The following is a 13,568-nucleotide window of genomic DNA, read 5'->3' as shown; positions in this document are numbered from 1 at the left end:
CCGCCTACTAAATCTGAGGGGAGATAAGGATTATGGCGATGTCCATGCAGACCGATACCTACAAAGGATTTCTCGAGCATTTCAACGAGACCGCGCTATTCCGCTTTTTCGCGCGGCTTTTAATCTTCACTCAAATCTTTCTCGGTCTGCCGGCCCCCGCTGTTGCTGCAACGCCTTCTGACTCTCCATCATCCGCGGCAGTCACCGAGTTAGCGGTCACCGGGACCTACCAGCTGATCGGGTCCAAGCGCGTGTCCAGCACGCTGATCGACTTTACCTACCGCGCGGAGATCACCAACAGCGGTACGGAGACCTTCCCCGACGTCGCCGCCACCGTGGTGAGCCGGGCCGCCAGCACGATGATCGTCGATGGCGCGGTGTTTTTCGGCGAAGTAACGGGCGGCGCGACGCTGTTCAGTCAGGACACGTTCACCATTCGCCAAAACCGCACCGTCCCGTTTAATCCGAACGATTTGGTGTGGACGGTCCAGGCCAATCGAGCCCCGGCAGCAAACGCGGGGGCCGGCCAAACCATGGCCGTGGGCGGCACCGTCACCTTGGACGGCAGCGGCTCGTCCGATCCGGACGGCGATGATCTCACCTATGCCTGGTCCTTCGTGGCGGTCCCCCCGGGTAGTACGGCGCAGCTCAGCGATGCCGCCGCCATCAAGCCGACGTTTGTGATCGACCGGCCCGGCGACTACACCCTCCAGCTCGTGGTCGATGATGGCAAGGCATCCAGCCTGCCGGCCCAGGTCACGATCAGCACGCTCAATACTCCGCCCGTGGCGGTGGCCCGTCTGAACCAAGCGGTTCGCGTGGGACAAACCGCGCAGCTCGACGGCAGCGCATCATCGGATGTCGACGGCGATCCCCTGACCTTCCGATGGACCCTCACGAGCCAGCCGGCGGGCAGCACGGCGATTCTGTCGGATTCAGCCACCGTGACACCGACCCTGCCGATCGACAAGGCCGGCCAGTACACGGTCGAACTCATCGTCAACGACGGCACCGAGGACAGCACTCCGACGCCGCTCGTCATCAGCACCGAAAATACGCCGCCGGTGGCCCATGCCGGGTCGGACCGCAAGATCGCGCTCCAGGCGGAAGTGGTGCTGGACGGCAGCGCCTCCATGGACATTGACGGCGACACCCTCAGCTTCTTGTGGTCGCTGATCGGAAAACCGGCCAATAGCACTGCCTCTCTCTCCGATCCGAGCCTGGTCAAACCCAAATTCACCGCCGATCTGCCCGGTGATTATGTCGCCCAGCTGATCGTCAATGACGGCAAAGCCAACAGCGCGCCGGCCTCGGTGATCCTGACGACCGAGAACACCAAGCCCGTGGCGAATGCCGGCACTCCTCAGACGGTACCTCTGCAGACTACTGTTACGCTGGACGGAAGTCTCTCCTCCGATGCCGAGAACGACCCTCTGACCTACCTATGGTCATTGACGAGCATTCCGTTCGGCAGCGCCGCCACATTGTCCGACCCTGGCGCGCAACAGCCGCAGTTCCTGGTCGATCTCCCCGGTTCGTATATCGCCCAGCTGATCGTCAACGATGGTCACCTGGCGAGTGATCCCGCGAACGTCATCATCAGCACCGAAAACAGCCGGCCGGTAGCGAATGCCGGACCCGACCAGGAGGTTAAAGCAGGCGATGCCGTGCAGCTGGACGGCGGCGCCTCCGGCGATGCCGACCACCAGCCCTTGACCTACCAGTGGTCGTTCACGGCCAAGCCCCAGGACAGCACGGCCACGCTGTCGGATCCTGCCAGCGCGACCCCCACCTTCGTCGCGGATCGGACCGGCGCCTATGTGCTGCAACTCATCGTGAACGACGGCCAGCTCAACAGCGAGGCCGACACGGTCACGATCGAGGCCAAGCCGGTCATGGTCACGGTACCGAACGTGGTCGGCCAGACCCAAGCGGCGGCCGAGGCCACCCTTATCGCCGCGCAACTGACGGTGGGCGCGATCACCGCACAAGCCAGCGACACCGTGCCCGCCGGAACCGTGATCAGCCAGGCTCCGGTGGCCGGCACCGAGGTGGAGAAGGCCAGTGCGGTCACCCTCGTGGTGTCCACGGGCCCGGCGCTGGTCAGTGTGCCGAACGTGGTCGGTCAGACCCAGGCGGCGGCCGCGGCGGCGATCAGCGCCGCCCAGTTGACGCTCGGCACGGTCACCCCCGCGGCCAGCGACACGGTCCCGGCCGGGCAGGTGATCAGCCAGAATCCGCTGGCCGGGGCGTCCGTCGCCAAGGGTTCGGCGGTTAACCTAGTCGTTTCCTCCGGTCCCGCCCTAGTCACTGTGCCGAATGTCGTCGGCCAAACCCAGGCAGCGGCCACGGCCGCCATTACCGGCGTCGGACTGAGCGTCGGTATCGTCACCCAGCAGAGTAGCGATACGATCCCGCCCGGCAGCGTCGTCAGCCAGACACCGGGCGGTGGAACCAACGTGGCTGCCGGTACGCCGGTCGACCTGATTGTCTCTACCGGGGCTGCGCCGGTGGTTCTGAGCCAGCTCACGGTAACTCCACCGAGCCCCACGATCCTGGTGGGGCAGACCCAGCCGTTCAGTGCCATCGGCACCAACAGCGACGGCACCGGTCAAGACATGACGGGGCAAGTGACTTGGGACAGCAGTAATCCGTCAGTGGCCGCCATCACGGCCGATGGGGTGGTCACGGCCCTGACCGAAGGTAGCGCGACGATCCGTGCCAGCCAGGGCGCGATCGCTGGCACTACCCTCCTAACCGTCAGTGCGACGGTCTCGGATACCACTCTGCCGACTGCGGTCCTCACCGCTCCCGCGGCAGACAGCACCGTGACCGAACCGACGGAAGTCAAGGGCACGGCGAGCGACGCCAACTTCCTGAAGTACGTACTCGATTATGCTCCTGCCGGCGAGACCCATTTCACTGTGCTCGCGACCGGTACGACGCCGGTGGTTAACGGCACGCTCGGTACCTTCGATCCCACGTTGCTGCTCAATGACCTCTATACCCTGCGCCTGACCACCTATGACAAAGGCGGCAACACGGCTCAGGCCAGTGTGCAGGCTCAGGTGGGCCGTGACCAGAAAGTGGGCAATTTCAGCCTGGCTTTCCAGGATCTGAACATCCCGGTTGCCGGCATTCCGATCACCATCACCCGGGTTTACGACAGCCGGGACAAGACGAGCGGCGATTTCGGCTTCGGTTGGCGGCTGGATCTGCAGACTTTGAGACTGCGCGTCAATCGAGAGCAGGGCTCGGGTTGGCAGGTGAACAAGAGCGGCGGCTTTTTCCCAACCTACACCCTGGTGCCCAACCAAAGCCATGTCGTCAGTATTACTCTGCCGGACGGCAAGGTAGAGCAATTCGACCTATCGACCGAGCCAAGCAGTCAGCTGTTGTTCCCGCTGGATTTCGTCACCCCGGTCTACAAGGCGCGGCCCGGGACCCTCGGCAAGCTAAGACCTCTAAGCGGCGGCATTTTCGTCTCCGGCTCGCAGCCCGGGTCAGTAACTTTGTTGGACGATGGCGACTTTTTCACTGTCTATAATCCAACTACCTTCGAATACAGCACGCCCGAAGGTCGTGTATTCATCATTAACAAGGATTCAGGTGTGCAAAAAGTCAGCGATGCTAACGGCAATTCGTTGACCATCGGAACGACGGGTATCATGCATTCCAGTGGCAAAGGCATCACCTTTGCCCGCGATAGCCAAGGGCGTATTACCAAAATTACCGATCCTAATGGGAACGTAATTCAATATGCTTATGATGTACACGGAGACTTGATTACCCATACCGATCCTGAAGGTAACAGCACGAGATTCAAGTACAACTTCAGCCATGGCTTATTGGAGATTCGTGATCCGCGCGGTAATGTGCCTGCGCGTAACGAATATGACGCCGAAGGTCGGCTAATTGCAACGATAGATACTAAAGGAAACAGAGTTGAGCTAATTCATGATGTGGCCGGTCAGCGGGAAATTCGTCGAGACCGTAATGGCAATGTTACAGTTAGCACTTATGACGATAAGGGCAATTTGACCTCCGAAACCGATCCTTTAGGTAATACGACAACGCATACTTATGACGATCGCGGAAACGAGCTGTCAATCACCGACCATTTAGGCAATCGAAAGACGTTTACCTATGACCAGAATAACAACCGGACTTCCGAGACCGATGCTGGCGGTAACGTCACTACCTATACCTACAATACCCGGAACCAGTTATTGACGATAACCGATCCGCTCGGGCGCAAAACGGTTAACAACTATGACGCCAAAGGAAATTTGATCAGTACCGTGGACCCAGCGGGAAATACAACCTCCCATACCTATGATGCGCGTGGGAATCGAACTTCTACGCAGGACGCCGAGGGTAATCTCCTTAAATATGAATATGATGCTTCCGGGAATAGAACTAAGTATATCGATGCTGCCGGGAACATCACGACCTATCAATATGACGTTAATGGCAATAAGACCTCCGAGTCCTCATCCAGGACTGACGCGAATGGGAATGTGGTTGTCGTTACTACAAGCATGCTCTACGACAAACGCAATAAGCCGATTGAGCAGATCGATGCACTGGGTAACTCGGTAAGGTTCACATATAACAGTTTGGGCAAAGAGGAGACCTTTACCGATAAGAATGGCAATCGGCTAACCCGATACTATGACGACATCGGTAATCTCATTCAAACCACTTATGCTGATGGAACCTTTGAAGCGTATACCTATGATGCGGAAAACAATCGCATAGGTTCGACTGACAGGGCCGGTCGGATCACAAGCTATGAGTATGATGGCAACAACAGGCTGGTCCGTACCCAGTTCCCCGACGGCACTTCAGAAACCAGGAGTTATAACGCAATTGACAAGGTGGGTTCGATCACGGATCAAAATGGGCATACTACCCGGTATGACTATGATGCCGTTGGCCGCAAGATCAGCGTCACCAATGCGTTAGGTCACGTAACGCGCTATGCCTACGATGCCAAAGGCAACCAGGTCTCCATGACTGATGCCAATGGCAACATAACGCGCTTTGAATATGACCTGAACGATCGAAAAACCAAAACCGTGTTCCCAGACGGAACCTTCAAGGTGTTCGCTTATGACACGCTTGGCAGGAAAATTTCGGAGAGCGACCAGGCCGGGAATATCACGCAATTCGCGTACGATGCACAGGGAAGATTGATAAGAGTTACGGATGCGCTCGGCGGTGTAACTCAGTACGCATATGATGAAGTGGGAAATCGGACAGCCCAGATCGATGCTAACGGTCATCAGACTACATGGACTTACGATGGTCTAGGGCGAATTCTGAGTCGGACGTTGCCGTTGGGCATGACGGAAACTTTCACGTACGACGCAAACGGTAATATTTCCACGCATACCGACTTCAAAGGACAGACTATTTCCTATTCGTATGATTCGAATAATCAACTTATTTTGAAAACTCTTCCGAACGGAAGCCAGATAACGTATTCCTATACTCCAACCGGTAAAGTGACGACCATCGTTGATGATCATGGCGTTACTACCTTCGAATACGATCTGCGGGATATGCCCGTGAAAGTGGTGAACGCCGATGGAACGATACTGGAGTACCAGTATGATGCGAAAGGTAACCGAACATCGGTAACGCTGCCGTCGGGTACCATTAACCATGAGTTCGACGCAATCAATCGTCTGATAGCCGTTACTGACACTCAAGGCCGAGTTACGCAGTATTCATACGACAATGTGGGTAATCGGACGCGGATCGAATATCCAAACGGCAGCAAAGCAAATTATGGCTACGATGCATTGAACCGACTTACGAGCCTTTCCCATGTGACAAGCGACGGCAGCGTTTTGGCAGGGTTCGAATATATCCTGGATGCCGTCGGCAATCGCACAGCCGTAACTGAGGAAGGTGGAGTCAGGACCGATTATTCGTACGACAAACTATACCGGTTGACCCAAGAGCAGATCACCGAATCCGGTATCGTGAGAAAAGTGGTTTCCTATACTTACGACGGTGTCGGGAACCGGTTATCCAAGACGACCGATGGCGAGGTCATTAATTACGTATACGATGACAATGACCGGATGATCAGCGAGGGAGTGGTGACGTATAGCTATGACGCCAACGGGAATCTCATTGAAAGGTCGAACGGCGGGTCAGCGTCTCAATTCGAGTTTGACTACGAGAATCGCATGGTCAAGGCGACCGAGCCAGGAAACGTCACCGAATATATCTACGATGACGACGGGGTGCGAATCGGTACTGTGCGTAACGGAGTGACATCATCCTATCTCGTGGATAAGAACCGGGAGTTACCCGAGGTACTGGAAGAGCGTGACTCTGCCAACGGGCTCATCGTGGCCTATATTCATGGCGACGATCTTATCAGCCAGCAACGCGGCACCGAGATTCGTTTCTACCATTACGATGGCTTGGGCAGCACGCGCTTGCTGACGGATTTTGGCGCCGGGATCACCGACCGCTATGCTTACGACGCATTCGGTAATCTGCTGAGCTCCTCCGGAATCACCGATAACCGGTATCTGTTTACCGGTGAAGAGTTCGATCCAGAGACGGCGTTCTATTACCTTAGAGCGCGCTATTACGATCCGGGTGTCGGGCGCTTCACGTCGATGGATAGCTTCCAGGGCAACATCTATGATCCGAAATCGCTACACAAATACGTGTATGCAAACGGAGATCCGGTTAACTTGGTGGATCCCTCGGGACATTTTGCGGGTGTAGCGATGGCGATGCCGAGCATCAGCATAAGCATTAGCATCAATACCGCAGCGATCGCGAGCGCGGCGCTCCTTCTCGCGAAGGTGACGCTGGCCGTTGCCGGTGCCGCGGTTGCCGCCTGCGCTTTGAATGCCGCGCTGTCCTTCTCGACGGCAATCGGCTCGGGCGGGGCGTGCGATGTGAGCAAATTCAATATCTTCTACTCGGGCATGGATACCCCGTTTACGACCGCTCATATCGCATCGGCGATAGCGACCGGCGCGCCCGCATCGCCTTTGCGGCGGATTTCGCCGCCACATTCCAGAGCTTGGCTGCGGAGCGATCCGCGCTGTTCCGGAAACGTTGCAAGCCAGACTTTATTGTGGTGCGATGAGTATCCATTCGCATCCACTGACCGGGGTGGACAGGCAAATGGCCCATCGCTGATGTTGGTTCCAGCGGTGGAGCAGATGTATCAGGGAGGTATGCTGTCGGCGTTCTACTTTGCTTGTAACGTGGTCGCCAACGATCCGTTGAACGGCGTTTTCGGAGTCGTGCCCGGAACACCGACAACCTCGTGGCAATGTAAGTAACCGCTTTGGGTGTGCCAGGTGGGTTTATGCTAGGGGATGAAAAGATTTATCAGATCTGGATGTTTGCTTGAGGTAATCGTGGCGGTCGCCCTTTACCTGGGGGCATATTCCGCCGGCCTGCGGTTACCCAATTCGGAAAACGCCGATCTAATAACCGGCCACCCGATTGACACTGAGTGTTTTATTCATTCTGCCGTGGACGACTGTTTAAGCAATGCCCTTGGCCGGATCCTTGCCGCGATGGAGCGGAGTGGATATCCGTTGCCTGGTCTACTCAGACCCGGGTTGTCAGATCGGGACCGACAGGCCGTGTTAGCGGATTTCCCGTGGCAACTGCCGCGAGAACTCGACCGTTTCTATGCCTGGCGAGATGGAGTGGCCGAAGGGGCGAAGGTGGCTGAACTTTTTCCCGGCGGCACGATGTTAACTCTCTCCGAGGCTATGGCAATCTACAAGCTGCAAATCGAAACCGCGGCTCGAGTCGCCACACTAGCCAAGATAGAACCAGACAAACTTTGGAGTTCGCGGTGGTTCCCGGTGTTTGTCAGTCACGGAGATTTTTACGTCGTAGAAGGTTCCGATCGGCCGATCGAGGTGTCCCCCGTTTACTTCATTACGAACGAGGACCGCATACCAGTCAGAAGATACGCAAGCCTTTCGGACATGATGGAGATCGTCGCTAGATGTTTTGAGCAGGGTGCCTTTCGAGTTGGCGATTCCGGAATCTTGCAGGAAGATATCAAGAGCGTTGCCGCCATAACCGCGGGTTATCGTGTGGTTAGTAACCAGGCTCCGGAGATTGGGAATATGAGTGAGATCGAACGACTAGTTCACATCCTGGCCTCCGCCGATGGCGAAGCGAGGGGAGAGGCTGCCGGCAGGCTGATGGAACTGCATGACGAGGCAGCCATACCACTGTTAGCGCAAGTTATCCGTAGCGCTGATCCGAGCGCTAGGGAACTGGCAACCCGAGTGCTGGCGGAACTCGGCGGCGACTCGGCCGTTCCGCCATTGCTAAATGCCCTCAAAGATCCGGAGGAATCGGTGCGCGGCGAGGCTGCCGCAGCGTTAGGACAACTTAGGCGGCCTCAGGCTGTCGATGCGCTCATCGTGGCGCTAGACGACCCCGCGACTTCCGTACGCATGCGCGCCGTGTGGGCTCTAGGAGAGCTCAAAGCCCATGATGCCGCGGTCAAACTGGAGGCGCATCTTAAGAAGGAAGAGCATATTCCTTTGCGAAACGCCATCATCCAGGCTCTGGGAAAGATCGGCGATACCTCCGTAATACCTGCATTAATCGAGTTCGTGAAGGAGTCTCCGATGGAGACCCGGATACTCGCCGCAGCAGCCTTGGGGGAGTTTGGGGGCGACGAGGCTGCGGGTGCGTTGCGGTTCGTTATCGAGGAGCAGGATCGCCTGGAGCAGACAAACTCCGGTAATACGAGCCTGGACAGCATTATCAAACTCCAGCAGGCGCGGCAGCTAAAACTGGTGTCGCAGCAGTCACTAGCCAAGATCGACAAGGGTAGGAAATGAGCTTTCGCCAGTTGTCCTAATGAAGCTGGGTAAAGTAGGGGACGGGTTGCCATTAGTTTAGCGCCGGTCTGTCTGTTGCCACCCCTTTTGTCTGGCATTGCGTCACAAACTGCGACAACGTCAAGTTGGCCTGTCCCGTCTCATCTCATCGGACCATGCCTACGCTCGCTGCGAGACATGGAGCGATGCGAATGCGAGCGAGTCGAGTAGTCCCCGGAAGCCCGAGCGCCGGGTGGATGGCCGAAGGTCGTTGCGTTAGCAACGGTCGTAGGCCATCCACAAGGCATCGCGACCGGGCGTCGAGCCATTGTGGAGCCAGGTTCCGACCCCTTGTCGGGTCGGGACCGGTCGAACGCAGGGCGTCCGGGGCGCCGCAGGCAATCACTTGTCGCCAAGTTTTTGCTCCTTTTGGTGACTCGGAAGTCCCAAAAGGTTTTGCAAAAAATGGCGACACAATCGTTTCCGTACGCGGCTTTCCGATGGTCTTCGCAACAAGGCATGCGCCGATCGCCAAAGCGCCTTTGTTGGCAGTTTATTAACCCGGCCTATAAAATAGGCCGGGTTAATCCGGGGCAGGGATGCCCTGGCGCGGCGACAAGCCGCGTGAGCCCAGGCCGGGCGTGTACCGGGCCTGGGCGGCGGCCCGAAATACCAGGAGGGTATTTACGGGCCTGATTGATAAAAAGTCCATTGCGTCCATAGATCACAGGTCCCGGGAAGCGGCTGTATCCATGTGCTCGCTCCTGGCTTGTGATGATGCAGCAGATAAAATTGCACCCGCTCATCCACACGCAGCTTCACGTTGGAGATCGTCCTGGTGCAGTTACGGTCGTGGAAATAGTTGGCCAGCCGCGCAAGGTCCGGTTGAATTCTCCGATACTCTGCAATATCGCGACGCTGGGTACGCAGCCAGTCGGTCAGGGCTTTGTTCCGGTCTTTGATCCGCAGCATCGAACGAAGTGACGGCTGAACGAACGGCCGAGGAACGCGAAGGCCCATTCGCTTTTGCTGCGCCGGAGTCTCGACGACCCGAGCGACCGGGCATACTACGTGACCTTCGCGCCGAGGGACGGCATGCTGGACGCCCTGGTTTACGTCGCGGAAAGGCCTCGGTCCATCGAATATCGCATTTCGAAGCGGCCAAGCCAGACTGTGGGCTGGATGAATAGAAGGCAGGGCATGTGTGGGTCGCGTGGCATCGGCACATCGCCTTAGCCTTGGTGACGCACGCCGTCGAGATGGCCGCGGCTTGTTATAGCCTATCCCGGTAGGTCCGCGGACCCGTTCCACAAGCTCAGGGCGACCGGGCTTCTGGGGTAAGTCCAAAGTTGCAGCACTTATCTGGCTATGATTTGCGTTGACAGGATCGAACTAGAAATCCAGGCCTCAAATCTAGAGCGTTTTCATCGCGCTCGTACGGCAAAACCAGCTTGGCGGACGTCGTTGGCGCCTTCGGCTCGGGTGAATGGATTCAAGCATTCGTAGGTCGGCAATCCTTTCCCAATCGCAAACGGTCGCTTTAGTCGCGACCCTTCCGACGAAGACGCTCGGCCGGGACGTGGCGTCGCGTCGGGAAAGGATTCCCGACCTACTCGCGAGTGCCCGAACAGTAGATATGAAAATGCTTTAGCGATATTTGGTTATAGTGAAAATTCCCGGCGACAGATGTGATGACGGCGGGCATTCGTTAATTGCTTTTTCGGACGAGCAATCGAATGGGAGTGCCGACAGGAGGCAGAACGTTCTTTCTCGCCTCAATGGTTCCGAAAGCGCCGAGGCCGATGCCAACTCTATGCTCGATGATACTGGCCGGATCGTGCACGAATCCGATTAACGTGCCGTCCATATGAGCCAGGTAGCGACCATCGGGCGTAAATGTCGATCCGGTATAAACCCACTCGTGAGTCGCTTGGCCTTCCGCTGCCGTCAATAGCTCCTCGGCCCGGCGTCGAACGGTTTTGCCGGAGGATTCCCAGGTAATCCACAATTCGAGCTTGTCGCCTGCGACCGGTTCTTTATCGAAATGAAAGCTGGCGGGCTTGGCTTTTTTTGCATCCAAGCCGATGAGAATGCAGGCCAAATTGAATTCGACCGCGTTGGCATCCAGTTCGAGAAGGCTTTCGTAGGATTTATACCCTCCCTTGGTAACCGCCAGAAATTCCAGCGGCGGCTCGGAGCGAATCACTGTGCCTGGAACGGCGAAGTTCCGTTCGGCCTTGTTGACTTCGATGCTGCCGACTTGGTATCGCTGGCCGCCCAGGTCGCGGATTTCAGGCTGCGGCGGCATGGGTTGAGAGCCGTATTCCAGCGGGGCTTCCGCAAAGGTGGCGGACGACACCAGAACACCGATCAAAGCGCTATAAATAACAAAGTTGATTTGTCGCATCGGCCGATCTCCTAGCCGACCATGCCGGTGACCACCCGATGCGGCATCGGGGAAGGAAAGGGACGGGTTTCAATGTGCGTAAATCCGGCTTCGGCCATCCACGCCGCCACGTCCGTATCGGCATGTACGCCGCCCTCCGGCGCCGTCAGCATCATGTTGAGGCCGAAAAGGGTCGCGAAAAGAGGGCCGGTTCCGCCGTGGTCAGTGAAGACATCGCTCAAAATCAGCAGCCCGCCGGGTTCCAGGGTGTCCTTGGCACGGCCGATGAGTTCCCGGCATCCCTTTTCGCTCTCTCGATGCAGGACCCCCGAGATCAACACCACATCGTTACCGGTCGGGAATTTGGTGGTGTGGTAATCGCCTGCGAGTGTAGACACCCGATCCTTGGCGCCCAGACTTCCTATGATTTCATCGGCCAGTTCCACCACATGGGGCAGGTCGAGCACTTTCGCCCGGAGTTCCGGATATCTTCGGACGAACAAAGCGGAATATGTACCCGGTCCGCCGCCGATATCCAGCAGTTGTTTGCGTCCGCTCAGGTCGACCAGGCCGGCCAAAGCATTGCCGATGCCCAAGGCGCGGTTGTGCATTCCATAGACGAAATGGCGCGTTTTCGCGGGATCGTCGCCGAGATAGGTTTCCTGGGCGAGAGGGGGGCGATTTTCCCGGAGCGCTTGTTCCAGCTTGCCCCATGTGGCGTAAAGGTCATCGCTGTAACGCACGGCATTTCCCATGAACGCCGGACTGCCCGGCACCAGAAAGGCACTGGCCAGAGCGCTATTCGTGTAAACCCCTTCGGATTCTTCAAGTAACCCTAAGGCAACGCAAGAGTTCAGCAGCAGACGGGTAGGCCGAGGGTGGGTATTCAGGGCATCGGCTGCCTCGCTGACGCTCATGGGTGTCTTGGCGAGAGCTTCGAACACGCCGATACGATTGGCCGTCAGAAATGTCATGGCATTCCAGTAGGCGGTGGTGAGTTGCATGATCGGTGTCGGATCGAGCATGTGATCGTTTCCTTGTGATGTCTTAGGCGCAAAGGGCATGGTCGATGTCGCATTCCATCTGCATGTAACCGCAGCGATGGCACATGAATCCATCCCAGATGTTCAATTCGTATTTCCGGCGGATGTCGAAATAGCCTAGGTTAACGCGCTCAAAGTAGCTGCGCAGTTTCTCCAGGTGTTTGGGATGATCCCGCCCCGCGATGGGCCAATAAAGTGAGTAAATCGGAATGATGCCCTTCGCACCAAGCGTCTCGGCGCCCTCGAGCGCAAGCTCGATCGCTTCTTTCTCGGTTAATCCGTACTCCGGCTCCAGTTCGATTCCCGCCACCATGGCCGTGTAGACACGTCCCTTACCCCAAAAAGACACTGCACTTTCGAGGGTCCCGATCCAACGCTGATAACCCACGAACCGGTGCTTGCCGGGACAAACCTGGCTAAACAATCGCTCGGACCAGACTTCCAGATTAAAACAAACGGCATCCACCAGATTCTCATCATGTAACCGGCGTAGACATTCCTCGGGCAACGCACCGGAACCGCAGGTGACCGGAATCCGATGCCGATTGACCGTTTGTACCTCGCGGGCCAATTCGATGAAGCGTTCGCCTTCTTCCCGCCAATCGGTCATGGAGCCTCCGACCAGATAGATGTGGCGGATTTCGCTTTCCCGCAAGGCGGCATCAAGCGTCTCCTTTAGGCGCGTGTAAGTCAGGGGCGACAAGGATGTGCGATCCATCACCTGCCCCAATTGCTCGGTACGCGCGTCGGGAGCGCCGTAACCGCAAAACAGGCAGCGCATGGACTGCCCGTCCTGTTTATCGGCGAGAAAATACTGACAAGCAGGCGCCACGTTGATGACCGCCATGTCGTGGTGCAAGGTGATGCCGGCCTGGGCCATGGGAAAGCCGTCGCTGGTTTTTCCGTGCATCCACTTGGGAAGATTCATGAACTCGACCGACGTTTCCGGGTGCGTACCGCGATCGTGAGCCAAGCGGTAGCCGGATTCGAAAGAGCCGGTTACGGACCAAGCCGAGTCCCCGTTTCCCTTGATCCTGGCGAAAACGCCGTCGGACGTGGCAAGCGAGTAGGGAACCATCGCCTTGCCCCTGCCGGTCGGATCGTGTTCGCCGGGTTTGAAACGATACGGGTAGAAACCCGGAAACGAGTGCTCCGTCGCCCGTCCCAAAGCGTCGGTGTAGCGAATGCCTTCGAAAATCAGATCCAGTTTGCGTTTGGCGGTTTCTGGGAGGGCGGGAGGCTGCATGGCATTGGTCTCCTGAGTTTTTCTTTGGGCTTAAAGCCTATCCCGGCAGGCCG

6 protein-coding genes are annotated in these 13,568 nt (G+C 57.3%); 2 read left to right on the top strand and 4 right to left on the bottom strand.

Annotation, left to right across the window (positions count from 1 at the left end):
* Positions 1 to 38 precede the first annotated feature (38 nt).
* Both JOD69_RS02685 and JOD69_RS02680 read left to right on the top strand, forming a co-directional pair.
* On the top strand, positions 39 to 7,325 hold the full coding sequence (locus JOD69_RS02685) for a PASTA domain-containing protein (RefSeq protein WP_168183895.1): 7,287 nt from the start codon (positions 39 to 41) through the stop codon (positions 7,323 to 7,325).
* A 36-nt stretch (positions 7,326 to 7,361) separates the two neighbouring features.
* Positions 7,362 to 8,861 carry a HEAT repeat domain-containing protein gene (locus JOD69_RS02680; protein WP_086135337.1) on the top strand — a complete coding sequence of 500 codons (1,500 nt, stop codon included), beginning with the start codon at positions 7,362 to 7,364 and terminating at the stop codon, positions 8,859 to 8,861.
* 663 nt (positions 8,862 to 9,524) lie between these two features.
* Here the strand turns inward: JOD69_RS02680 and JOD69_RS02675 are convergent.
* The 4 genes from JOD69_RS02675 to JOD69_RS02660 all read right to left on the bottom strand — a co-directional run bounded on the left by JOD69_RS02675 (position 9,525) and on the right by JOD69_RS02660 (position 13,515).
* Positions 9,525 to 9,812 (bottom strand): hypothetical protein, encoded by a 288-nt coding sequence (locus tag JOD69_RS02675; protein ID WP_210023785.1) that lies wholly within the window; start codon positions 9,810 to 9,812, stop codon positions 9,525 to 9,527.
* Positions 9,813 to 10,548: 736 nt separating this feature from the next.
* Positions 10,549 to 11,247, bottom strand: coding sequence for a YdjY domain-containing protein (locus tag JOD69_RS02670; RefSeq protein WP_086135339.1), 699 nt, complete (start codon positions 11,245 to 11,247; stop codon positions 10,549 to 10,551).
* Between the two features lie 11 nt (positions 11,248 to 11,258).
* Positions 11,259 to 12,251: a methyltransferase gene (locus tag JOD69_RS02665; protein ID WP_168183896.1), complete on the bottom strand. Its 993-nt coding sequence runs from the start codon at positions 12,249 to 12,251 to the stop codon at positions 11,259 to 11,261.
* 22 nt (positions 12,252 to 12,273) lie between these two features.
* Positions 12,274 to 13,515 (bottom strand): radical SAM protein, encoded by a 1,242-nt coding sequence (locus JOD69_RS02660; RefSeq protein WP_077728992.1) that lies wholly within the window; start codon positions 13,513 to 13,515, stop codon positions 12,274 to 12,276.
* Positions 13,516 to 13,568 lie beyond the last annotated feature (53 nt).

This window comes from Methylocaldum sp. RMAD-M (genome assembly GCF_017832375.1).
Lineage (GTDB): Bacteria > Pseudomonadota > Gammaproteobacteria > Methylococcales > Methylococcaceae > Methylocaldum.
This window is presented reverse-complemented; position numbering and strand designations above follow the sequence as displayed.

Coding starts and splice junctions, on each gene's coding strand:
- JOD69_RS02670 (WP_086135339.1), bottom strand. CDS start 11,247: ATGCGACAAATCAACTTTGTTATTTATAGCGCTTTGATCGGTGTTCTG.
- JOD69_RS02665 (WP_168183896.1), bottom strand. CDS start 12,251: ATGCTCGATCCGACACCGATCATGCAACTCACCACCGCCTACTGGAAT.
- JOD69_RS02685 (WP_168183895.1), top strand. CDS start 39: ATGTCCATGCAGACCGATACCTACAAAGGATTTCTCGAGCATTTCAAC.
- JOD69_RS02680 (WP_086135337.1), top strand. CDS start 7,362: ATGAAAAGATTTATCAGATCTGGATGTTTGCTTGAGGTAATCGTGGCG.
- JOD69_RS02660 (WP_077728992.1), bottom strand. CDS start 13,515: ATGCAGCCTCCCGCCCTCCCAGAAACCGCCAAACGCAAACTGGATCTG.
- JOD69_RS02675 (WP_210023785.1), bottom strand. CDS start 9,812: ATGCTGCGGATCAAAGACCGGAACAAAGCCCTGACCGACTGGCTGCGT.